Source organism: Pseudomonas paeninsulae, assembly GCF_035621475.1.
Taxonomy (GTDB): domain Bacteria; phylum Pseudomonadota; class Gammaproteobacteria; order Pseudomonadales; family Pseudomonadaceae; genus Aquipseudomonas; species Aquipseudomonas paeninsulae.
This window is the reverse complement of record NZ_CP141799.1, coordinates 1,967,281-1,988,836: the sequence shown is the minus strand read 5'-3', so window position 1 is coordinate 1,988,836 and position 21,556 is coordinate 1,967,281. Positions and strand designations below refer to the sequence as shown.

The following is a 21,556-nucleotide window of genomic DNA, read 5'->3' as shown; positions in this document are numbered from 1 at the left end:
TACCGATTGCATGGCTGAACCTGAGGATATCAGAGCATCATCAATCGACCGATAAACGATACCTTCCAGACAAGCGGTATTTGGGATCATATATATAGCCATTGAGATTTGTTGATACCTTGGTACACTGATGCCACGTTAAGCGATCCCAAGGAGTCAGCCGCCATGTCCCGCACCTTCCTATACTGCCGTGTCAGCACCTCTGCCCAGTTCACTGAAAACCAAGTACAGGAAGTGAAAGCCGCTGGCTTCGATGTGCAGTCGAGCCGAGTAGTCGAGGAAACCATTTCAGGCAGCATCGCCGCCAAAGAACGCTCCGGATTCCAGAAGCTGTTGGATCGCATGGAGTCAGGTGATGTGCTGATCGTTACCAAGCTCGACCGCCTTGGTCGTAACGCCATGGATGTCCGTCAGACTGTTGAGCATCTGGCAGCTACAGGCATTCGTGTTCACTGCCTCGCCCTTGGTGGAGTTGACCTAACATCGGCAGCAGGCAAGATGACCATGCAGGTGCTGGGGGCTGTAGCTGAGTTTGAACGTGACTTGCTGATCGAACGTACACAAGCAGGATTGAAGCGTGCCAAGGCTGAAGGTAAGAAGCTAGGGCGTCCTGCAGCAACTGACACCACCGCAGCAGTGCAGCACCTGAAGGCTCAGGACAAGACACAAGCAGAAACAGCATCAGCACTCAGGATTGGTATTGCAACAGTGAAACGCCACTGGAACAAATCTGAAATGGCCCAGACGGGCATCACGCAAACTGCCTGCTAGATAGACCTCCTACTTATTTATCGATTTTGGCGGGGCTCATTCTGCCCCCTCGCACATGACTAAGCGGGTCAGGCAAAATCACCAGAATTATTTATTTCCCAGCCAGAAAATCATGCTCATATTGAAGTGCACCTCCTTTCTCGGCGGCAGGGCAAGGTTTTGGATGGGTCCTCAATTGCTTCCAAATTGGCACTGCGAGATGCACTGGCAAATCACAGATACCCAGAGCCCGCAGAAAATACAGGTATGCTAGCAACTCATGAGACAGGAGCAGCCTGGAAGATGGCTTTCAACATTTGTAGTAAGGCTGGCTGGTTTCGGTTGTGGGTATTCATATCCGTACTGCTTGGCGTAGTAGCACTCTTCCACATTCTCGCAGGGAACACCTACAGTGGAGAATTACAGACTCGCTACGATATGGAAATGAGCCGACTAACCCCTGAACAATTAGCACGCGACAGGGCTGACCGCATGTCAGGCTTGTTCGCACCAGCACCATCATCTACCAAGACTCTTGAACAGCTTCGAGCCAAGGCGACAGAGCGCTACAAGCTTTCGATTGAAGAACTGCCCTCAAAGCAGCTCTGGCATGTACTGCGGGGAATTATAGCGTGGGCTGCAGCAAGTCTCGGCCTGCTCGTGATTGGCTGGCTGATTGGCTGGGTCCTTAGTGGATTCATTTCACCCAAGACCTCGAAATAGATCCCGGAAGTGCTAGCGGAAAATGGTGAAGGTGGGCATCCCTGCCCGGTATTGCGTTAGCTGTAGAAGTCGAAGGCAAGCTGCCCAGGCATACTACGGTAGTGCTCACAGACGCTTTCCCACCGCCCAAGGCGGAAGCGGATGTAGGGATTGACGTGCACGCACGTCACAACATGAAGTCGAGGCCAGATACGACGACGGATAACCATTCGTCAGCCCCCCTTCTTAATGCGAACACAGAGACGCCATGCTTTCAGACCGTATGCACGGGCATCCAGCAGGCGTTTCCCGCACTTACGAAAACGGCAATAAATGTACTCGTAGCCCTCTGGTGGAGGGGTGTCACCGGTGTCACTGGTATCCATAACGGATCTCCCAGATGCCCCGATGAAGGGAAGTTGGCAGGAAATCTTTTCCGCAAGCTCTTGCCAAGAAGGCTTAAGCCCCCTACAACATGTAGTTGAAAGGATGTGCGCAAATCTCTAGACTCCGTCACCGCATTGCCCTTACCGGGGTTTTGCAGCAGCCTCAGGGTAGGCGTCGAAAACTTAGCCCTTTGGTTGCCGTGTGTACCCCTAGCCACCGAAAGGTGGCAGGGGCGTTTGTGCTGTATAAAAATACAGCAGTTTAAATGCTATCCGGGCACTTCACTCAAAGTCAAGCCCTCTTGCCCCTTCCAAATCAAATAGTTGCAGCAACCGCTGCCTATCCTTACGCCCCTGCCACGCCTACTGACCTCAGCGTTTCATCTAGAGAGCGCAAAACACTACATGTAGTGGTTCACGCTTAAGACCAATTACGGCAATGATACCTTGGAATCTGGGGGGCGCAAGTAGTAAGACACCCACCAGCCTGTGGATAAACCTGTGGGTTACCTTGGGGTAACTTTTCAATCCACCGCAGTTTCAGCGTTTTCTTGACACTTTACCGTTTATCAAGAAACACAACATATTGTGTTTTGACGGGTTCCGTATCAGCTGGTCGCATAGTAGCAGCAAATATTCTCAAATTTGGCCTGTCCGAGAGACACCCCCGACAAGCTGTAATGCAGGCACATTTTACGGCTAATTTTCAATCTTACCTTTGCCGATACTATCCCGATGATGGGTGTCCTGATCGGCATGCTGTTCTTCGCCGAGGCGCTGACGTTGAGCAAAGCTGCCGGAGTGGCGCTTGGTCTGTTTGGCGTCGCCGTCCTGACCCGGACCGGCCCGGTCGAGGTCGACCAGCAACTGCTGCTCGGCGCCGCGGCCTGCCTGATCGCCACTACCTGTTACGGTTTTGCCGGGTTTCTGACTCGGCGCTGGATCGGTCAACAGGGCGGCCTGGACAATCGCCTCACCGCGTTCAGCAGCCTCTGCGGTGCCAGCCTGTTCCTCCTGCCCCTGTTCGCCGGTAGCTTGATCGTACAACCGCCGGCGAGCTGGGGCGGCCTGCAGGAGTGGCTGTCCCTGGCCGGGCTTGGCTTTATCTGCACGGCCTTCGCTTACGTGCTGTATTTCCGCCTGCTGGCTGATATCGGCCCGATCAAGGCGTCGACCACCACCTTTCTGATCCCGCCGTTCGGCGTGTTGTGGGGGGCCCTGCTCCTCGACGAACCACTGTCCTGGGCCTACCTGTATGGCGGCGTATTGATCGCCATTGCCCTGTGGCTGGTAGTACGACCAAGCGCTGCCGTAAAACCGACCGGCAATCCAATCCAGCAAGCCGCCAGGCTTGAGCGTCGCCCATAAGAGACTCCGCGATCAACTGCCCGATCGACTCGTTTCGCTCGCCCTGTGGGCCGCCCCTAGCGCGATAGAAAGCCTGCCACGCTATCTGCCGCAACCTGCATATGCTGTTCATGGCTGAAGCCTGAGCGCTTAAGCGGCTTGAGGTCGTGATCGCCGCTCGCCAGCCAGTGCAGGGTTATCGCGCTGGATAATCGGTAACCGGCCACCGTCTGCCGATCACCCAGGGCATCGCGTTCGCCCTGGACGATCAGGGTTGGGGTGTGCAGGTCGGCCAGGTGCGCAACCCGGGGTTTGTCCGGCTTGCCAGCGGCATAGAACGGATAACCCAGGCAGACCAGCGCGTCGGCGCCCAGTTCGTCGGCGAGCACGCTGGCCATGCGTCCGCCCATGGACTTGCCGCCGATGGCCAGCGGCCCTGCGACTTGTTGGCGCACCTGGGTATACACCCCACGCCACTTTTCCAGCAGTTTGACCTGCGGGTTGGGTGGGCGTTTCTTGCCATCCAGGCGGCGTGCGGCCATGTAGTCGAACTCGAAGCGCAACACCGCAACCCCGCGCACGGCCAGCAGTTTCGCCATCTGCGTCATGAATTCGCTGTCCATTGGCGCGCCGGCGCCGTGGGCCAGGATCAGGGTCGCTTGCGCCGCCGCGGCAGGCCGATTCCACAGCAGCCCATCCTGTCCCGCCGGCTGCGCGCATTGATCCCTGTCAATACCGGCACTTTGCCCTTTGCTCATGCTTGCCTCGCTTTAGAAGTCCCTCGGCCCGCGTCACAACTCACTGCTCGTGCGAGGCCAAGTGTTTTGAATGATCTACCCATAACCGTGGATGGAAGCCCAGACATGAACACTACAATCAGTTCCGCCTACAACTACAAGGTGGTTCGCCAGTTCGCCATCATGACAGTGGTGTGGGGCATAGTCGGGATGGCGGTCGGCGTGCTGATCGCCTCGCAACTAGCCTGGCCCGCGCTCAACTTCGACCTGCCGTGGACCAGCTTCGGTCGCCTGCGCCCGCTGCACACCAACGCGGTAATCTTCGCCTTCGGCGGTTGCGCACTGTTTGCCACCAGCTACTACGCGGTGCAACGCACCTCCCAGGCTACCCTGTTCGCGCCCAAGCTGGCGGCCTTCACCTTCTGGGGTTGGCAGGCAGTGATTCTGTTGGCGGCCATCAGCCTGCCCATGGGCTGGACCAGCTCCAAGGAATACGCGGAACTGGAATGGCCGATCGACATTCTGATCACCGTGGTCTGGGTCAGTTATGCCATCGTGTTTTTCGGCACGATCATGAAGCGCAAGGTCAGCCACATTTATGTGGGCAACTGGTTCTTCGGCGGTTTCATCCTCACCGTGGCGATTCTCCACGTGGTCAACAATATCGCGATTCCGGTCAGCCTGACCAAGTCCTACTCGGCCTATGCCGGGGCGACCGACGCGATGATCCAGTGGTGGTACGGGCATAACGCAGTGGGCTTTTTCCTGACTGCCGGTTTCCTCGGCATGATGTATTACTTCGTGCCCAAGCAGGCCGAACGTCCGGTGTACTCCTATCGCCTGTCGATCGTGCACTTCTGGGCGCTGATTGCCGTGTACATCTGGGCTGGCCCGCACCACCTGCACTACACCGCACTGCCAGACTGGGCGCAGAGCCTGGGTATGGTGATGTCGCTGATCCTGCTGGCACCCAGCTGGGGCGGCATGATCAACGGCATGATGACCCTGTCGGGCGCCTGGCATAAATTGCGCACCGATCCGATCCTGCGCTTTCTGGTGGTGTCGCTGGCCTTCTACGGCATGTCGACCTTCGAAGGCCCGATGATGGCGATCAAGACCGTCAACGCGCTCTCGCACTACACCGATTGGACCATCGGCCACGTTCACGCCGGCGCTCTCGGCTGGGTGGCTATGGTCTCGATCGGTTCGCTCTATCACCTGATCCCCAAGGTCTTCGGTCGCGATGAGATGCACAGCATCGGCCTGATCAACGTGCATTTCTGGCTGGCTACCATCGGCACCGTGCTCTATATCGCCTCGATGTGGGTCAACGGCATCGCCCAGGGCCTGATGTGGCGTGCAGTCAACGAAGACGGCACCCTCACCTACTCCTTCGTCGAAGCGCTGGAAGCCAGCCACCCTGGCTTTGTCGTGCGCCTGATCGGCGGGGCGATCTTCTTCAGCGGCATGCTGGTGATGGCCTGGAACGTCTGGCAGACCGTGCGCCATACCCAGGCCGCCGAGTTGCATGCCGCCGCGCAGTTTTCGGTTGAAGGAGCCCACTGATGAGACACGAAATACTCGAGAAGAATATCGGCCTGATGGCGCTGATGATGGTACTGGCCGTGAGCATCGGCGGCCTGACCCAGATCGTCCCGCTGTTTTTCCAGGATGTCACCAATGAGCCGGTGGCAGGCCTCAAGCCTTATACCGCGCTGCAACTGGAAGGCCGCGATATCTACATCCGCGAAGGCTGCGTCGGCTGCCACTCCCAGATGATCCGGCCGTTCCGCGCCGAAACCGAGCGCTACGGCCATTACTCGGTCGCCGGCGAAAGCGTCTACGACCACCCGTTCCTCTGGGGTTCCAAGCGCACCGGCCCGGATCTGGCCCGGGTCGGCGGCCGCTACTCGGACGAGTGGCACCGCGCCCACCTGTACAACCCGCGCAACGTGGTACCGGAATCGAAGATGCCGTCCTACCCGTGGCTGGTGGAAAGCACCCTGGACGGCCAGGACACCGCGGCCAAGTTCAAGGCGCTGCGCACGGTCGGCGTGCCTTACAGCGAGGAGGACATCGCCGGTGCCGCCCAGGCGGTCAAGGGCAAAAGCGAGATGGATGCCCTGGTCGCCTACCTGCAAGTACTCGGCACTGCCGTCAAGAACAAGAGGTAGGCCATGTCATTCGCAACCATTGATATCGGCACCCTGCGCGGCATAGGTACGGCACTGGTACTGCTGTCCTTCGTCTGCGTGACGCTCTGGGCTTACAGCAGTAAGCGTCGCGCCGCATTCAACGAGGCGGCGCTGCTGCCTTTTGCCGATGAACCCACGTCTGCTGCATCTAGGAGCAACACCCCATGAGCACCTTCTGGAGCTGGTATGTAACCCTGCTGACCGTTGGCACCCTGCTCGCCCTGTTCTGGCTGGTTTTCGCGACCCGCAAGGGCGAGGCGCACAAGAACGAAACCGAGCAGACCATGGGTCACTCCTTCGACGGTATCGAGGAGTACGACAATCCACTGCCCAAGTGGTGGTTCATGCTGTTCATCGGCACGCTGATTTTTGCCGTCGGCTACCTGGTGCTCTACCCCGGCCTGGGAAACTGGAAAGGTGTGCTGCCAGGCTACGAAGGTGGCTGGACCCAGGTTGCCCAGTGGCAGCGCGAAGTGGATCAAGCCGATGCGCTTTACGGACCGATCTTCGCCAAATATGCGGCCATGCCCCTGGAAGAAGTGGCTAAAGATGAGAAGGCGCTGAAAATGGGCGGCCGTATGTTTGCCACCTACTGCTCGGTTTGCCATGGCTCCGACGCCAAGGGCTCGGCGGGTTTCCCCAACCTGGCCGACAACCATTGGCGCTGGGGCGGCGAGTCGGCCGCGATCAAGACCAGCATCCTCAATGGCCGCATGGCCATGATGCCGGCGTGGGATCAGGTGATCGGCGAGGAAGGCGTGCAACAGGTTGCGGCTTACGTGCGCCATGACCTGGCCGGTTTGCCATTGCCTGCCGACAAGTCCTTCGACCTGCAGCAGGGCGCACAGCTATTCGCCAGCAACTGCCAGGCCTGCCACGGCGCAGAAGGCCAAGGCATGGCCATGCTCGGCGCGCCCGACCTGACCAAGTCCGCCGGCTGGATCTACGGCAGCAGCTTGGTGCAATTGCAGCAGACCATTCGCCACGGCCGTAACGGCCAGATGCCGGCCCAAGAGCAATACCTGGGTAACGACAAGGTGCACCTGCTGGCTGCCTATGTACTGAGCCTGAGTCAGGGGCAACAGCGGCCCGAATAAGCCTTCCCCGCAGGGTTGGCGACAGCGCGCTGTCGCCAACCCCTCCACTACCCGTCTTCTGCCAGCCGCAGCGGGTGCGACGCAACGTCGCATCAACTAGCTACGGCTTGGTCATTTCTTGATTTGAGTTAAGCTTGCCGCCAGTCGCCAGCCGCCATAACTCGGGGCAAGACCATCTTCGCGCTACTTTTCCAGTTGTCGATAAGGCGCTGCAGAGCACTAGCGAAACCCTTGCCGAAAGCCCTTGAAAGCACGACCCGCTGGGTCTGTAGCGTTGCAATGGCTACCTGCCTTCTCCATACTTGCCGCCGATTTTTACCCTCTATAAAAATCCATTAACCGTGGAACCCAGCATGAGCACAGCAATCAGTCAGACTGCTTATAACTACAAGGTGGTTCGCCAATTCGCCGTGATGACGGTGATTTGGGGAGTCATTGGCATGCTCCTAGGCGTGTTCATCGCCGCACAACTCGTGTGGCCGGAACTCAACCTGGGCCTGGAATGGACGAGCTTCGGCCGTCTGCGTCCGCTGCATACCAACGCGGTGATCTTCGCCTTCGGCGGATGCGCACTGATGGCCACGTCCTTCTATGTGGTGCAACGCACCAGTCAGGCTCGCCTGATTTCCGACTCCTTGGCGGCTTTCGTCTTCTGGGGTTGGCAGTTGGTGATCGTGCTGGCAGTCATCACCCTGCCAATGGGTTACACCAGCACCAAGGAATACGCCGAACTGGAATGGCCGATCGATGTACTGATCACCATTGTCTGGGTCGCTTACGCGGTGGTGTTCTTCGGTACTGTGGTCAAGCGCAAGACCAAACACATTTATGTGGGCAACTGGTTCTACGGCGCGTTCATCCTGGTCACCGCGATGCTGCACATCGTCAACAGCGCCGCCATGCCGGTGAGCCTGTTCAAGTCGTACTCGATGTACTCCGGGGCGACCGATGCAATGATCCAGTGGTGGTACGGCCACAACGCCGTGGGCTTCTTCCTGACCACCGGCTTCCTGGGGATGATGTATTACTTCGTACCCAAGCAGGCCGAGCGCCCGATCTACTCGTATCGTCTGTCGATCGTGCATTTCTGGGCACTGATTACCCTGTACATCTGGGCTGGCCCGCACCACCTGCACTACACCGCGCTGCCGGACTGGGCGCAGTCGCTGGGCATGGCGATGTCGATGATTCTGCTGGCGCCGAGCTGGGGCGGCATGATCAACGGCATGATGAGCCTGTCGGGCGCCTGGCATAAGCTGCGTACCGATCCGATCCTGCGCTTCCTGGTGGTATCGCTGGCGTTCTACGGCATGTCGACCTTCGAAGGCCCGATGATGGCGATCAAGACAGTCAATGCCTTGTCCCACTACACCGACTGGACCATCGGCCACGTGCATGCTGGCGCGCTCGGCTGGGTAGCGATGATTTCCATCGGTGCGCTGTATCACATGATTCCCAAGGTTTACGGTCGTGAGCAGATGCACAGCATCGCACTGATCAACCTGCACTTCTGGCTGGCCACTATCGGCACCGTGCTCTATATCTCCTCGATGTGGGTCAACGGCATCACCCAGGGCCTGATGTGGCGCGCAGTCAACGAAGACGGCACCCTCACCTACTCCTTCGTTGAAGCACTGGAAGCCAGCCATCCTGGTTTTGTGGTGCGCATGATCGGCGGCATGTTCTTCGTCACCGGCATGCTGTTGATGGCCTACAACACCTACCGCACCGTGCGTGCCGCCAAGCCGACTGAATATGAAGCGGCCGCGCAGTTCAACGCTGGGAGCGCTCACTGATGAAACACGAAATCATCGAGAAGAATATCGGCCTGATGGCGCTGCTGATGGTGCTCGCCGTCAGCATCGGTGGCCTGACCCAGATCGTCCCACTGTTCTTCCAGGACGTGACCAATGAGCCGGTGGAGGGCCTCAAGCCCTACACCGCGCTGCAACTGGAAGGTCGTGACGTTTATATCGCCAACGGCTGCGTCGGCTGCCACTCGCAGATGATCCGTCCGTTCCGCGCCGAAACCGAACGCTACGGCCACTACTCGGTCGCTGGCGAAAGCGTTTACGACCACCCGTTCCTCTGGGGTTCCAAGCGTACCGGCCCGGATCTGGCGCGGGTCGGCGGGCGCTACTCGGACGAGTGGCACCGTGCCCACCTGTACAACCCGCGCAACGTGGTGCCGGAATCGAAGATGCCGGCCTACCCCTGGCTGGTCGAGCACAAGCTCGATGGCAAGGACACCGCGAAGAAGCTTGAAGTCATGCGCGGCTTTGGCATTCCCTACACCGATGAAGACATCGCCGGGGCCAAAGACGCAGTGAAGGGCAAGACCGAAATGGACGCGCTGCTCGCGTACCTGCAGGTTCTGGGCACCTCAATCAAGAACAAACGGTAACGCAACATGCCTTCTTTTCTTTCGGATGTCGGGACTATTCGCGGCATAGGCACAGTAGTGGTGTTCATCGCTTTTATCAGCGTGGTGCTCTGGGCCTATAGCAGCAAGCGCAAATCGAACTTCGACGAAGCAGCCAATCTGCCCTTCGCTGACGAACCCAAACCCAGTGAGCGTGACGAGAAATCTTCCAGGAGCAATAACCAATGACCACGTTCTGGAGTTGGTACGTAACAATCCTCTCCCTAGGCACCATCTTCGCGCTGACCTGGCTTATCTTTGGCACTCGCAAGGGCCAGCGCCAGGAAGCCACCGAAGAGACTGTCGGCCATAGCTTCGATGGCATCGAGGAATACGACAATCCACTGCCCAAGTGGTGGTTCATGTTGTTCCTCGCCACCATCGTCTTCGCCTTGGGTTACCTGGTGCTCTATCCGGGCCTGGGTAACTTCAAAGGTCTGCTGCCGGGCTACGAGCACCTCGATAACAAGGCCAATACGCCGTTCGCCACCGACATTCAAATCAGTGACGGCGTGCGTAATGCGGGCTGGACCGGCGTGCATCAGTGGGAAAAGGAAATGGCCAGGGCTGACGCGCAATACGGTCCGCTTTTCGCCAAATATGCCGCCATGCCAATCGAGCAGGTCGCACAGGACGAGCAGGCCTTGAAGATGGGCGGTCGCCTGTTCGCATCCAATTGCTCGGTGTGCCATGGCTCCGACGCCAAAGGCGCCTACGGCTTTCCCAACCTGACCGACAGCGATTGGCTGTACGGTGGCGAAGCAGCCACCATCAAGACCACCATCATGGGCGGGCGCCAGGCAGCAATGCCTGCATGGAAGGACAATCTCGGCGAACAGGGGATCAAGAACGTCGCCGGTTACGTGCGCAGCCTGTCTGACCAGAAAAACCCGGAAGGTATCGAGATAGACGTTGCCGCAGGTCAAAACATCTTCGCGACCAATTGTGCAGTCTGTCATGGTGCTGACGCCAAGGGGCAGCAGGCCATGGGCGCGCCGAACCTGACCGACCGGGTCTGGCTCTATGGCTCCAGCTTCGCTCAGATTCAGCAGACCCTGCGCTATGGTCGCAACGGCAAGATGCCTGCCCAGGAAGACTTCCTCGGCAATGACAAGGTGCACTTGTTGGCGGCTTATGTTTACAGCCTGTCGCAACAACCCCTGGAGAAGTAATTCTCCACCTGAGTTGGGCGCGACCTCCGGCCGCACCCAACCAGGGCAAGCCAGGCGTACCATAGCGCAATAGCGAGAATGACCCCGGCCGGCATGTATCGGCCGGGGCAGCCAACCAACCGCCGTGGTACACACTGATGAGCTCGCAGATTCCTGTTAAAGACGTTACCCCGGGCAAGGTCGAAACCGTCGACCTCTACGCCAATCGCGAAAAAATCTATACCCGCTCCTTTACCGGCATCTTCCGCAATCTGCGCATGCTCGGCGGCGCACTGCTGTTCATCCTCTATTTCGGCACTGTCTGGTTAACCTGGAATGGCCGTCCGGCCGTCTGGTGGAACCTGCCAGAGCGCAAATTCCATATCCTCAGCGCCACCTACTGGCCCCAGGATTTCGTCCTGCTGTCAGCCATATTGATCATCGCCGCCTTCGGCCTGTTCTTCATCACCGTTTATGCCGGCCGCGTCTGGTGCGGTTACACCTGCCCGCAAAGCGTATTCACCTGGGTGTTCATGTGGGCGGAAAAGGTCACCGAAGGCGACCGCAACCAGCGCATGAAACTCGACAAAGCGCCGATGACTGCGCAGAAATTCCTGCGCAAACTGGCCAAGCACGGTATCTGGACCGGTGTATCGCTAGTCACGGCGATCACCTTCGTCGGCTATTTCACGCCAATTCGCGAACTGATCCCCGCACTGTTCACCCTCGAGGCCGGCGGCTGGGCACTGTTCTGGGTCGGCTTCCTCACCGTGGCCACCTATGGCAACGCCGGCTATCTGCGTGAGCAGGTATGCATCTATATGTGCCCCTATGCGCGCTTCCAGAGCGTGATGTTCGACCAGGACACCCTGATCGTGTCTTACGACCCACGTCGTGGCGAACAGCGCGGCCCGCGCAAACGCGATGCCGACTACAAGGCCGACGGTCTGGGCGACTGCATCGACTGCAAGATGTGCGTGCACGTCTGCCCGACCGGTATCGACATCCGCGATGGTTTGCAGGTCGAATGCATCGGCTGCGCCGCTTGCATCGACGCCTGCGACAGCATCATGGACAAGATGAACTACCCGAAAGGGCTGATCAGCTACACCACCGAACACAACCTGTCGGGGCAGAAAACCCAGCTGGTCCGTCCACGCCTGATCGGCTACGCCATCGCCCTGCTGGCCATGATGGCGGTCTTCGCCTGGGCCGTGTCCAGCCGTTCCCTGGTCGAGCTGGATGTACTCAAGGATCGCGTGCTCTACCGCGAGAACGAGGAAGGCCGGATCGAGAACGTCTACACCCTGAAGATCATGAACAAGGCCCAGCACCCGATCACTTACCTGATCGAAGCCGACGGCCTTGACGGCCTGGTCTACGAAGGCAAGCGTGAAATCAAGGCCCTCGCCGGTGAAGTACTGTCGCTGCCGGTCGAACTGTCGATCGATCCGGAAAAACTGCCGTCCAGCACCAATGAAATCATGTTCCGCATCCGCTCCGCGGACGATGCGAGCATCAACAACGACGCCGACAGCCGCTTTATCGGCCCGAGCGTCCGCTGATCAAAAGGTCAAGCATGTCTGACGAAGCACCGATCAAACCCTGGTTCAAACAGTTCTGGCCCTGGTTCCTTATTGCCCTGCTGGGTTACTCGGTAGTGCAAGGGCTGACCCTGCTGACCATTGCCACGCGCAATCCGCCGGGTTTGATCTCCGATGATTATTACGATGTCGGCAAAGGCATCAACCAGTCGCTGGAGCGCGAATCCCTGGCCGAGCGCCTGAAATTGAGCGCTACCCTCGACCTCGACGATGAAACCGGCGTTGCCAAATTGCAGCTGCAAGGCAATAGCGGCCCGGCGCAACTGGTGCTGAACCTGATCTCGCCAACCCAACCGGAGCGCGACCGCCGGATCATTCTGCAGCCGCAAGGCCAAGGCTTGTACCACGGGCAGATGCAGGATGCCGTGCAGGGCCGCCGCTTCGTCGAGCTGATCGGCCAGGAAGGCGGCAAGGACTGGCGCCTGTTCGACGAAAGAACCGTGGAAAGCGGCAAGACCATCCGTATCGGTCTCGCCCAGTAGCACCCATTCCGCCATCTGAAGGCGCAGCCTGCTGCGCCCATCATACTCAAGCACCAGGCCTCAGACTGCTCTCCCCATGGCTAGCCCAACCTCCTGCTACCACTGCGGCTTACCGGTCCCCACCGCCAGCCGCTTTCACACCCAGGTATTGGGTGAGACTCGCGCCATGTGCTGCCCGGGCTGCCAGGCGGTGGCCGAGGCCATAGTCGCAGGCGGGCTGGAGCACTATTACAAGCACCGCAGTGAAAGCGCCGCCAACCCGCAAAGCCTGCCGCAGGCGCTGCCCGATGAACTGGCGCTGTATGACCGCGCCGACGTGCAGCAACCGTTTGTCGAACAGCATGGCGAGCTGAGCGAAACCTGCCTGTTGATCGAAGGCATCAGTTGCGCCGCCTGCGGCTGGCTGATCGAGAAGCACCTGCGCGAGGTGCCGGGTGTTGCCGAGGCCCACCTCAACCTGTCCAACCACCGCCTGCAAGTGCGCTGGGCCGACAGCCAACTGCCACTCAGTCAGTTGCTCAAGGAGCTGCGCAAGATCGGCTATGCCGCGCACCCCTGGCACGCCGATGCCGCCGCCGAACAGCTGCAGCGGGAAAACCGCCGGGCCATGCGCGAACTGGGCGTGGCCGGCATGCTGTGGATGCAGGTCATGATGGCGACCATGGCCACCTGGCCGGAATTCAACATCGACCTCAGCCCCGAGCTGGACAAGATTCTGCGCTGGGTCAGCCTGTTCCTCACCACACCCATCGTCTTCTATTGCTGCGGCCAGTTCTTCCGCGGCGCCCTGCGCGATCTGCGTACCCGCCACCTGACCATGGACGTCTCGGTGTCACTGGCCATCGGCGGCGCCTATGTCGCCGGCATCTGGTCGACCGTCACCGGCCAGGGCGAGCTGTATTTCGATGCGGTCGGCATGTTCGCCCTGTTCCTGCTCACCGGCCGCTACCTGGAACGCCGCGCCCGCGAACGCACGGCGGCGGCCACCGCGCAGCTTGTGCAACTATTGCCGGCATCCTGCCTGCGCCTGAATGCCGATGGCCAGAGCCAGCGAATTCTGCTCAGCGAACTGCGCGCCGGCGAGCAGGTGCTGGTGCCGCCCGGCGCCCTGCTGCCGGCCGATGGACGCATTCTCAGTGGCCAGTCGAGCGTCGATGAATCGCTGCTCACCGGCGAATACCTGCCGCAACCGCGCAACGTTGGCGACAGTGTGACCGCCGGCACCCTCAACGTCGAAGGGCCGCTGACCGTCGAAGTGCAGGCGCTTGGCGATGCCACCCGGCTGTCGGCCATCGTCCGTCTGCTCGAGCGTGCGCAAAGCGAGAAACCACGTCTGGCGGAGATCGCCGACCAGGCGGCGCAGTGGTTCCTGCTGATAGTCCTGGTAGTCGCCGCCGTCGTCGGCCTGGTCTGGTGGCAGATCGATTCCTCGCGCGCCTTCTGGATCGTGCTGGCCCTGCTGGTTGCCACCTGCCCCTGCGCCCTGGCCCTGGCCACCCCGACCGCCCTGACCGCCGCCACCGGCAGCCTGCACAAGCTCGGCCTGCTGCTGACCCGCGGCCATGTGCTGGAAGGCCTCAATCAGATCGACACGGTAATCTTCGACAAGACCGGCACCCTGACCGAGGGCCGCCTGACCCTCAGTGCCATCCATCCGCTCGGCGCACTGGACAGCGACGCCTGCCTGGCCCTGGCCGCCGCCCTGGAAAACCGTTCCGAGCACCCGATCGCGCGCGCCTTTGGCCGCGCGGCGCTGGCCGCCGAGCAGGTCGATAGCATTCCCGGGCTAGGATTGCAGGGCCAGGTCGAGGGCCGCCAGCTGCGCATTGGCCAGCCCGACTTCGTCAGCCAGTTGAGTGGCCAGGCCGCGCCGGCGATCCCCGGCCAGCAGGGCCAATGGTTGCTGCTTGGCGATGGCCACGGCCCGCTCGCCTGGTTCGTCCTCGATGACCGCCTGCGCGACGACGCCCCCGCCCTGCTCACCGCCTGCCGCGCGCGCGGCTGGCAGGTGCTGCTGCTATCGGGCGACAACTCGCCGATGGTCGGCACAGTGGCCCGCCAACTGGGCATCGAAGACGCCCGTGGCGGCATGACCCCGGACGCCAAGCTGGCGGTGCTGCACAAACTGCATGAACAGGGTCGCCGGGTGTTGATGCTCGGTGACGGGGTCAACGACGTGCCGGTACTGGCCGGCGCCGATATCAGCGTGGCCATGGGCAGCGCCACCGACCTGGCGAAAACCAGCGCCGATGCGGTGCTGCTGTCCAACCGGTTGAGCAGCCTGGTCCAGGCCTTCAGCCTGGCACGGCGTACCCGCCGGATCATCATCGAGAACCTCGCTTGGGCCAGCCTGTACAATGGCCTGGTGCTGCCGTTCGCCGCCATCGGTTGGATCACGCCGATCTGGGCCGCGCTGGGCATGTCGCTCAGCTCGCTGCTGGTGGTGCTCAACGCCCTGCGCCTGACCCGAGCCCGCCCTTGACCTGCTACGCGTCGGCCAAGCGGCGTTGAACGTGGGCTTGGACTGCTCATTTACACCAGTAAACTGTGCGTCCTCGCCCGCCTTCGCCTGGCCTGACCTTAGCTCGCGAGATCATCAACAGACTCGGCACACCCTTTTCAGATGATGCATTCGGAGACCCCATGCCCGCGCTCTACATTCTGATCCCGGTGGCCATTGCCCTGGTCGGCTTCGCCATCTGGCTGTTCTTCTGGGCCGTCGACAGCGGGCAGTACGACGACCTCGACGGCCCGGCCCACAGCATCCTGTTCGACGACGAAGACCCCATGCACAAGGCCGGCGTCAGACAAGCGCAAAACCCCGACGAGGCAACAGACGACGAGGAGCCACCCCGTGCTTGAACTGGCGCCGATGCTGTTGTCTGCCCTGATCCTCGGCCTGCTGGGTGGCGGCCACTGCCTGGGTATGTGTGGCGGCCTGATGGGCGCACTGACCCTGGCCATACCGGCGGAGCAGCGCGCGCAACGCTTGCAGTTATTACTGGCCTACAACGTCGGGAGGATTTTCAGCTATGCCATTGCCGGCCTGCTCCTCGGCATGGCCGGTTGGGCCCTGGCCAGCAGCCCGGCGGCCATGCTGTTACGGGTTGTCGCAGCGCTGCTGCTGATCGCCATGGGCCTGTACCTGGCCGGCTGGTGGAGCGGCCTGACCCGCATCGAAGCGCTCGGCCGCGGCCTGTGGCGCTACATCCAACCGCTGACCCGCCGCTTCATGCCGGTCACCAGCCTGCCACGCGCCTTGCTGCTTGGCGGCCTGTGGGGTTGGCTACCGTGCGGTCTGGTCTACAGCACCCTGCTCTGGGCGGCGAGCCAGGGCGACGCGCTCGACAGCGCCGCACTGATGCTGGCGTTCGGCATCGGCACCCTGCCGGTGCTGCTGGCCACCGGCATGGCCGCCGAACGCGTGACCGCCTTGCTGCGCAAACAAGGCGTACGTATGGCGGGCGGCCTACTGGTGATCCTCTTCGGCCTGTGGACCCTGCCCGGCCCGCATCAGCATTGGCTGATGGGGCATTGAGGCAGGAATGGACAAGCCAATGGGATAGCTGCACCGCCTAACCCGCGCGCGTCCCATCCGGTTCCCTTATCTGCCTCTCTGCAACCTCGCCCCCCAAACTCCCGTTGACACAGGTCAAGACGCTCAAGAGCACGCTTGCATAAACTCCCGACCTTGATAGTTAGATCGGGGATTACCCGCATGCTTGGCGCCATCCACTGGGATACGGACCTGATCCGTCGCTACGATCAGGCCGGGCCGTGTTACACCTCCTACCCTACTGCCGTGCAGATGCACAGCGGTGTCAGTTCATTCGAACTGCTGCAGGCGCTGCGCGAAAGCCGCAAGCAATTGCGCCCGCTGTCGCTCTATGTGCACGTGCCCTTCTGCGCGCACCTCTGCTACTACTGTGCCTGCAACAAGGTAATTACCAAGGATCGCGGTCGCGCCCAGCCCTATCTGCGCGAACTGGAACACGAGATGGCCCTCATCGGCCACCAGCTCGATCGCCGCCAGAGCGTCGAACAGCTGCACGTTGGCGGTGGCACGCCGACGTTCCTCAGCCATGACGAATTGCGCCACCTGATGAGCCAGCTGCGCCAGCACTTCAACCTGCTGGATGACGACTCCGGCGACTACAGCATCGAGATCGACCCGCGTGAAGCCGACTGGTCGACCATGGGCCTGCTCCGCGAACTGGGTTTCAATCGGGTCAGCCTCGGTGTGCAAGACCTCGACCCGGCGGTGCAGCGCGCAGTCAATCGCCTGCAAACCCTGGAAGAAACCCGCTCCATCGTCGAAGCCGCCCACACCTTGCAGTTCCGCTCGGTCAATATCGACCTGATCTACGGCCTGCCCAAGCAGACCCCGCAAAGCTTCGCCCTGACCCTGGACGAGATCATCGCCCTGCAGCCCGACCGGCTATCCCTCTTCAACTACGCCCACCTGCCCGAGCGGTTCATGCCGCAGCGACGCATCGACGGCAACGACCTGCCCAGCCCCGCAGACAAACTGGCGATACTGCAGGGCAGCATCGCCCAGCTCAGCGCCGCCGGTTACCGTTATATCGGCATGGAGCACTTCGCCCTGGCCGATGACGAACTGGCCAGCACCCAGGAAGACGGCCGCCTGCAGCGCAACTTCCAAGGCTACATCAGCCACGGTCATTGCGACCTGATCGGCCTCGGCGTATCGGCCATCAGCCAGATCGGCGACCTCTACTGCCAGAACGACAGCGAGCTGAGCCAGTACCAGAAAACCCTGGCCAGCGCTCAACTGGCCACCCAGCGTGGGCTGCACTGCAATGCCGATGATCGCCTGCGACGCGCGGTGATCCAGCAGTTGATCTGCCATTTCTGCCTGAACTTTGCCGAAATCGAGCAGGCCCACGGCATCCAATTCCGCGCATACTTTGCCGATATCTGGCCACAACTGAAGCAAATGGCACGGGACGACCTGATCGACCTCAACACTGCAGGCATCGACGTGCGCCCCACCGGTCGCTTGCTGGTGCGTTCACTGTGCATGCTGTTCGATCGCTACCTCACACAGGACAGTCGCTAGTGCTTCTCGCGGGCGATCTAGTGGCCTGATCAATTAATCCGTTTATCCATAGACTCACGCCTGCCCAGAACCTTGCCGGAGGCCGCGCCCGCTCTCGAAAATGTTCCCGACATTTTTCCTACCTCACCCCATCCATGGGGGTCGTCGAAAATGTTCCGAGCATTTTTCCTACCTTCCCCATCCATGGGGCGCCAGCGGCGCCTGCGGCATTTCCCACATCCATGTGGGCCGCCCGCCCCGCGGCGAATGCAGCCCGTAGGGCTGCCGGGTTGTGCTGTCGCGGCGTATCGGGAAACGTACGACCAGCGGTCATTTCCGCCACGGTAAAGCGGCGTTCTGCTAACCGATCAATACTTCCCTCGACTGGCTGAGATCGCCCCCCTGCTGTAACCTTGCGAATATTGCGTGTTTTACCTAGGAAGCAACGCCAATGTCCGGAAGCCTCAAGCTGCATACGCCACATCAAGCCCATTGCAAGGATTGCAGTCTGGCGACTTTGTGCCTACCGCTTTCGCTGAACTTGGAAGACATGAATTCGCTGGACGAGATCGTCAAGCGTGGCCGCCCGCTGAAGAAAGGCGAGTTCCTGTTTCGCCAAAGCGATGTCTTCAACTCGGTGTTCGCCGTGCGTTCCGGCGCACTGAAGACCTTCAGCCTGAGCGACAGCGGCGAAGAACAGATCACCGGCTTCCACCTGCCTAGCGAACTGGTCGGCCTGTCCGGCATGGACACCGAGACCTACCCGGTATCCGCGCAAGCACTGGAGACCACTTCGATCTGTGAAATTCCCTTTGATCGGCTCGACGAGCTGTCGATACTGCTGCCACAACTGCGCCGCCAGTTGATGCGGGTGATGAGCCGGGAAATCCGCGACGACCAGCAAATGATGCTACTGCTGTCGAAGAAAAGTGCCGACGAACGTATCGCCACCTTTCTGGTCAACCTGTCTGCCCGTTTCCGCGCCAGGGGCTTTTCACCCAACCAGTTCCGTCTGGCCATGTCGCGCAACGAAATCGGTAACTATTTAGGCCTTGCGGTGGAAACCGTCTCTCGGGTATTTACCCGCTTCCAGCAGAACCAATTGCTCGAAGCCGAAGGCAAGTCGGTGCATATTCTCGACCCGATCGAGCTGTGCGCCCTGGCCGGTGGCAACCTCGACGGCTGACCGAAGTATGAGCGTCGGTCGCCAACAGCCGGCGCCTTGCGCCCACTTCAGTCAGCGGCAGGACTCTCACGATGATTTTCGACGAATTCAGTATCAAAACCTTGATCCGCCCGATCGCCGACTTCCCCAAGCCTGGGGTGACTTTTCGTGACATCACCCCGCTGCTGCAGTCGCCACGCGCCCTGCGCATGGTCGCCGACAGCTTTATCCAACGCTACGTCGAAGCCGAGTTCAGCCATATCGGCGCAATGGATGCCCGCGGCTTTCTGATTGGCTCGATCATGGCCTATGAACTGAACAAGCCGCTGATCCTGTTTCGCAAGCAAGGCAAACTGCCAGGCGACGTGCTGCGCGAGAGCTACCAGAGCGAGTACGGCGAGGCCTTTCTCGAAGTGCACGCCGACAGCCTCTGCGAAGGCGACCAGATACTCATGTTCGACGACCTGATCGCCACCGGCGGCACCCTGCTCGCGGCCGCACAACTGGTGCGGCGCATGGGCGCGAACATCCTTGAAGCCGCCGCGATCATCGACCTGCCTGAACTGGGCGGCTCGGAAAAACTGCAAGACATCGGCATCCCGACCTTTACCCTCATCGCCTTCGCCCTCGACGACCGCTAATCATGCCCGAAAATATCCTGGCCCCGAGCTACGGCACTTGGCGCGAGCGCCTGGCCGACCTGATGGAAAGCCCAGGCATCACTCGCCTGGTGACCGCCCTGATCATCCTCAATGCGGCAATCCTCGGCATGGAAACCTCGCTAAGCCTGATGGCCGACTGGGGCAGCGTGTTGCAGGCACTGGACAAGCTGATACTCGGCTTGTTCATCCTCGAACTGGCACTGCGCTTCATTGCCCGCGGCGCCAGCCTGCTGCGCGATCCCTGGGCGGTATTCGATTGCCTGGTGGTGGGTATCGCCCTGGTGCCAGCCAGTGGACCATTCGCCGTGCTGCGCGCGCTGAGGGTTTTGCGCGTTTTGCGGCTGATCTCGATCAACCCTAATATGCGCCGGGTGGTACAGGCTCTGCTGTCTTCGCTGCCGGGCATGGGCAGCATCGCCATGCTTCTTGGCCTGGTGTTCTACGTGGCGGCGGTAATGGCTACCCAACTGTTCGGCGAGGCTTTTCCGCAATGGTTCGGCAGCCTCGGGGCCAGCCTCTACACCCTGTTCCAGGTGATGACCCTGGAAAGCTGGTCGATGGGAATTGTGCGCCCGGTGATGGAACAGTTCCCGTTGGCCTGGATGTACTTTCTGCCCTTCATCCTGATCGCCACCTTCATGATGCTCAACCTGTTCATCGCGGTAGTGGTCAATGCCATGCAAGCCACCCACGACCAGGAAGCCCTCCAGGCGCCGCCCTCGAAAACCGAACAATTGCTGCTCGATGAACTGAAAGCCCTGCGCGCAGAAATCGCCGAACTGCGCGAACACCGCCCCTGACTCAACGCCTCCGCTACTAGCGGGTGATGGTTGAGTCCGTAGGAATCGTCTTGCCGGCGGAGAGGTAGGACGACTCTCATCAAACAAAGAATAACTCATTGTTTTATATATATAAATTAAATATACACAAAGCCCTGTAGGAGCGGGCCATGCCCGCGAAACCCATCGCGGGCATGGCCCGCTCCTACAGGTACCCACAAGCCGAAAGACACCATTGCCTCCAGTTTGCTGCGCGACAGCGCGGCGTCTGGACGACGGGGGATCTCCTACAGAACTGATCCCTCTCCCTGCTCGGGCTTACTCGAAAAACGTCTCGAAGAAGCGATCCAGCTCACCCTCGTACTGATCCAGTGAATACAGGGTGTCGGCCGCCAGCAAATCGAGCAGGATCATGCCATTGGGCCCCGAATCTTCGCCGGCCGCGGCGCGCAGCCGCGCAGTCATACCCAGGTTGACCAGGCGCAAGTTGCGATACACCTCACGCAAGTCGGTCAGCGACCAGTCCGCACTCATGCCACGCTGTTGGCGCAGGTATTGCCCAAGCAGGTAAGTGCCGAACACCCGGTACAGGGTTTCGTCGGTGCCGCTGAACGGCAGGTGAAACCAGGCCATGGCTTTAAGCTGTCGCGTGTATGGACAGCCCGAAGCGGCTCCCAGCACACCAAGCAGCGAACCGAAAGCGCGCTGCAACGAGGTACGCTGACGGATATCCCGGCCCCGCCACACCACACGCACAGCCACCTCCTCATAGGAAGGCATCTGCGCCAACACCTCAACAGGCTTGACCAAGGCTACGGCGAAGGGGCAATAGGAGGTGTCTGCATCACGCAGCGGACAATGTCCGCATTGCTCGAATTCGAGGCGCGCCCAGTCTGGAAGCGCTTCGTCTGGCGCGCCGGGTAGCGCCGCCAAATCGACCTTATGCTGCCAACTGCGGCCGTCGGCGAACTCGAAATAATACTGGATAATCGAATCATCGATTGCGGGCTGCGCCATG

Annotated in this window: 21 protein-coding genes and 1 pseudogene; 20 read left to right on the top strand and 2 right to left on the bottom strand. The window is 60.5% G+C overall.

The window, feature by feature from the left end:
- The first annotated feature begins 165 nt into the window (after positions 1–165).
- From VCJ09_RS09240 to VCJ09_RS09230, 3 genes and pseudogenes are all read left to right on the top strand, one after another.
- The gene (locus VCJ09_RS09240) at positions 166–771 is read left to right on the top strand and encodes a recombinase family protein (protein ID WP_324734066.1); all 606 of its coding nucleotides are present in this window, start codon (positions 166–168) and stop codon (positions 769–771) included.
- A gap of 282 nt (positions 772–1,053) precedes the next feature.
- Positions 1,054–1,473, top strand: coding sequence for a hypothetical protein (locus VCJ09_RS09235; RefSeq protein ID WP_324734065.1), 420 nt, complete (start codon positions 1,054–1,056; stop codon positions 1,471–1,473).
- 1,088 nt (positions 1,474–2,561) lie between these two features.
- Positions 2,562–3,206 (top strand): annotated as a pseudogene (locus tag VCJ09_RS09230) (DMT family transporter); the annotation flags it as partial.
- 56 nt (positions 3,207–3,262) lie between these two features.
- Here the strand turns inward: VCJ09_RS09230 and VCJ09_RS09225 are convergent.
- Complete coding sequence (locus VCJ09_RS09225) at positions 3,263–3,943, bottom strand: alpha/beta family hydrolase (RefSeq protein ID WP_324734064.1); 681 nt, start codon at positions 3,941–3,943, stop codon at positions 3,263–3,265.
- A 105-nt stretch (positions 3,944–4,048) separates the two neighbouring features.
- Here VCJ09_RS09225 and ccoN (VCJ09_RS09220) point away from each other — a divergent pair, with 105 nt between their 5' ends.
- The 17 genes from ccoN (VCJ09_RS09220) (at position 4,049) to VCJ09_RS09140 (ending at position 20,559) form a co-directional block, all read left to right on the top strand.
- On the top strand, positions 4,049–5,488 hold the full coding sequence (ccoN, locus tag VCJ09_RS09220; protein WP_079201559.1) for a cytochrome-c oxidase, cbb3-type subunit I: 1,440 nt from the start codon (positions 4,049–4,051) through the stop codon (positions 5,486–5,488).
- The gene (gene ccoO, locus VCJ09_RS09215; protein WP_324734063.1) at positions 5,488–6,096 is read left to right on the top strand and encodes a cytochrome-c oxidase, cbb3-type subunit II; all 609 of its coding nucleotides are present in this window, start codon (positions 5,488–5,490) and stop codon (positions 6,094–6,096) included. The genes ccoN (VCJ09_RS09220) and ccoO (VCJ09_RS09215) overlap by 1 nt, the downstream gene beginning before the upstream one ends.
- Positions 6,097–6,099: 3 nt before the next feature.
- Complete coding sequence (locus VCJ09_RS09210) at positions 6,100–6,285, top strand: cbb3-type cytochrome oxidase subunit 3 (protein WP_079201557.1); 186 nt, start codon at positions 6,100–6,102, stop codon at positions 6,283–6,285.
- Positions 6,282–7,214, top strand: a complete 933-nt coding sequence (gene ccoP / locus VCJ09_RS09205) for a cytochrome-c oxidase, cbb3-type subunit III (protein WP_324734062.1) — start codon at positions 6,282–6,284, stop codon at positions 7,212–7,214. Before VCJ09_RS09210 ends, ccoP (VCJ09_RS09205) begins: the two co-directional genes overlap by 4 nt.
- A 353-nt stretch (positions 7,215–7,567) precedes the next feature.
- Complete coding sequence (gene ccoN / locus VCJ09_RS09200) at positions 7,568–9,010, top strand: cytochrome-c oxidase, cbb3-type subunit I (RefSeq protein WP_324734061.1); 1,443 nt, start codon at positions 7,568–7,570, stop codon at positions 9,008–9,010.
- A complete protein-coding gene (gene ccoO, locus VCJ09_RS09195) occupies positions 9,010–9,618 on the top strand; it encodes a cytochrome-c oxidase, cbb3-type subunit II (RefSeq protein ID WP_324734060.1) in 609 nt (202 codons plus the stop codon). Before ccoN (VCJ09_RS09200) ends, ccoO (VCJ09_RS09195) begins: the two co-directional genes overlap by 1 nt.
- A gap of 6 nt (positions 9,619–9,624) precedes the next feature.
- The gene (locus VCJ09_RS09190; RefSeq protein WP_079201552.1) at positions 9,625–9,825 is read left to right on the top strand and encodes a cbb3-type cytochrome oxidase subunit 3; all 201 of its coding nucleotides are present in this window, start codon (positions 9,625–9,627) and stop codon (positions 9,823–9,825) included.
- Complete coding sequence (gene ccoP, locus VCJ09_RS09185; protein ID WP_324734059.1) at positions 9,822–10,808, top strand: cytochrome-c oxidase, cbb3-type subunit III; 987 nt, start codon at positions 9,822–9,824, stop codon at positions 10,806–10,808. The genes VCJ09_RS09190 and ccoP (VCJ09_RS09185) overlap by 4 nt, the downstream gene beginning before the upstream one ends.
- 137 nt (positions 10,809–10,945) lie before the next feature.
- Positions 10,946–12,352: a cytochrome c oxidase accessory protein CcoG gene (gene ccoG, locus VCJ09_RS09180; protein WP_324734058.1), complete on the top strand. Its 1,407-nt coding sequence runs from the start codon at positions 10,946–10,948 to the stop codon at positions 12,350–12,352.
- 14 nt (positions 12,353–12,366) lie between these two features.
- A complete protein-coding gene (locus VCJ09_RS09175) occupies positions 12,367–12,873 on the top strand; it encodes a FixH family protein (RefSeq protein ID WP_324734057.1) in 507 nt (168 codons plus the stop codon).
- Positions 12,874–12,949: 76 nt separating this feature from the next.
- On the top strand, positions 12,950–15,355 hold the full coding sequence (locus tag VCJ09_RS09170) for a heavy metal translocating P-type ATPase (protein ID WP_324734056.1): 2,406 nt from the start codon (positions 12,950–12,952) through the stop codon (positions 15,353–15,355).
- Between the two features lie 161 nt (positions 15,356–15,516).
- Positions 15,517–15,735: a cbb3-type cytochrome oxidase assembly protein CcoS gene (ccoS, locus tag VCJ09_RS09165; protein WP_079201547.1), complete on the top strand. Its 219-nt coding sequence runs from the start codon at positions 15,517–15,519 to the stop codon at positions 15,733–15,735.
- Positions 15,728–16,411: a sulfite exporter TauE/SafE family protein gene (locus tag VCJ09_RS09160; protein ID WP_079201546.1), complete on the top strand. Its 684-nt coding sequence runs from the start codon at positions 15,728–15,730 to the stop codon at positions 16,409–16,411. The genes ccoS and VCJ09_RS09160 overlap by 8 nt, the downstream gene beginning before the upstream one ends.
- A gap of 180 nt (positions 16,412–16,591) precedes the next feature.
- Positions 16,592–17,953: an oxygen-independent coproporphyrinogen III oxidase gene (hemN, locus tag VCJ09_RS09155; protein ID WP_324734055.1), complete on the top strand. Its 1,362-nt coding sequence runs from the start codon at positions 16,592–16,594 to the stop codon at positions 17,951–17,953.
- Between the two features lie 430 nt (positions 17,954–18,383).
- Positions 18,384–19,118, top strand: a complete 735-nt coding sequence (gene fnr, locus VCJ09_RS09150) for a fumarate/nitrate reduction transcriptional regulator Fnr (protein WP_324734054.1) — start codon at positions 18,384–18,386, stop codon at positions 19,116–19,118.
- Positions 19,119–19,189: 71 nt separating this feature from the next.
- Positions 19,190–19,738, top strand: a complete 549-nt coding sequence (locus VCJ09_RS09145) for an adenine phosphoribosyltransferase (RefSeq protein WP_324734053.1) — start codon at positions 19,190–19,192, stop codon at positions 19,736–19,738.
- A 2-nt stretch (positions 19,739–19,740) separates the two neighbouring features.
- Positions 19,741–20,559 (top strand): ion transporter, encoded by an 819-nt coding sequence (locus VCJ09_RS09140; protein WP_324734052.1) that lies wholly within the window; start codon positions 19,741–19,743, stop codon positions 20,557–20,559.
- A gap of 297 nt (positions 20,560–20,856) precedes the next feature.
- Here the strand turns inward: VCJ09_RS09140 and VCJ09_RS09135 are convergent, their stop codons facing one another.
- Positions 20,857–21,555: a DUF6901 family protein gene (locus VCJ09_RS09135; protein WP_324734051.1), complete on the bottom strand. Its 699-nt coding sequence runs from the start codon at positions 21,553–21,555 to the stop codon at positions 20,857–20,859.
- Position 21,556 lies beyond the last annotated feature (1 nt).

Excerpts from the sequence above, each read along its gene's own strand:
- VCJ09_RS09240 (WP_324734066.1), top strand. The coding sequence starts at position 166 with ATGTCCCGCACCTTCCTATACTGCCGTGTCAGCACCTCTGCCCAGTTC.
- VCJ09_RS09235 (WP_324734065.1), top strand. The coding sequence starts at position 1,054 with ATGGCTTTCAACATTTGTAGTAAGGCTGGCTGGTTTCGGTTGTGGGTA.
- VCJ09_RS09225 (WP_324734064.1), bottom strand. The coding sequence starts at position 3,943 with ATGAGCAAAGGGCAAAGTGCCGGTATTGACAGGGATCAATGCGCGCAG.
- ccoN (WP_079201559.1), top strand. The coding sequence starts at position 4,049 with ATGAACACTACAATCAGTTCCGCCTACAACTACAAGGTGGTTCGCCAG.
- ccoO (WP_324734063.1), top strand. The coding sequence starts at position 5,488 with ATGAGACACGAAATACTCGAGAAGAATATCGGCCTGATGGCGCTGATG.
- VCJ09_RS09210 (WP_079201557.1), top strand. The coding sequence starts at position 6,100 with ATGTCATTCGCAACCATTGATATCGGCACCCTGCGCGGCATAGGTACG.
- ccoP (WP_324734062.1), top strand. The coding sequence starts at position 6,282 with ATGAGCACCTTCTGGAGCTGGTATGTAACCCTGCTGACCGTTGGCACC.
- ccoN (WP_324734061.1), top strand. The coding sequence starts at position 7,568 with ATGAGCACAGCAATCAGTCAGACTGCTTATAACTACAAGGTGGTTCGC.
- ccoO (WP_324734060.1), top strand. The coding sequence starts at position 9,010 with ATGAAACACGAAATCATCGAGAAGAATATCGGCCTGATGGCGCTGCTG.
- VCJ09_RS09190 (WP_079201552.1), top strand. The coding sequence starts at position 9,625 with ATGCCTTCTTTTCTTTCGGATGTCGGGACTATTCGCGGCATAGGCACA.
- ccoP (WP_324734059.1), top strand. The coding sequence starts at position 9,822 with ATGACCACGTTCTGGAGTTGGTACGTAACAATCCTCTCCCTAGGCACC.
- ccoG (WP_324734058.1), top strand. The coding sequence starts at position 10,946 with ATGAGCTCGCAGATTCCTGTTAAAGACGTTACCCCGGGCAAGGTCGAA.
- VCJ09_RS09175 (WP_324734057.1), top strand. The coding sequence starts at position 12,367 with ATGTCTGACGAAGCACCGATCAAACCCTGGTTCAAACAGTTCTGGCCC.
- VCJ09_RS09170 (WP_324734056.1), top strand. The coding sequence starts at position 12,950 with ATGGCTAGCCCAACCTCCTGCTACCACTGCGGCTTACCGGTCCCCACC.
- ccoS (WP_079201547.1), top strand. The coding sequence starts at position 15,517 with ATGCCCGCGCTCTACATTCTGATCCCGGTGGCCATTGCCCTGGTCGGC.
- hemN (WP_324734055.1), top strand. The coding sequence starts at position 16,592 with ATGCTTGGCGCCATCCACTGGGATACGGACCTGATCCGTCGCTACGAT.
- fnr (WP_324734054.1), top strand. The coding sequence starts at position 18,384 with ATGTCCGGAAGCCTCAAGCTGCATACGCCACATCAAGCCCATTGCAAG.
- VCJ09_RS09145 (WP_324734053.1), top strand. The coding sequence starts at position 19,190 with ATGATTTTCGACGAATTCAGTATCAAAACCTTGATCCGCCCGATCGCC.
- VCJ09_RS09140 (WP_324734052.1), top strand. The coding sequence starts at position 19,741 with ATGCCCGAAAATATCCTGGCCCCGAGCTACGGCACTTGGCGCGAGCGC.
- VCJ09_RS09135 (WP_324734051.1), bottom strand. The coding sequence starts at position 21,555 with ATGGCGCAGCCCGCAATCGATGATTCGATTATCCAGTATTATTTCGAG.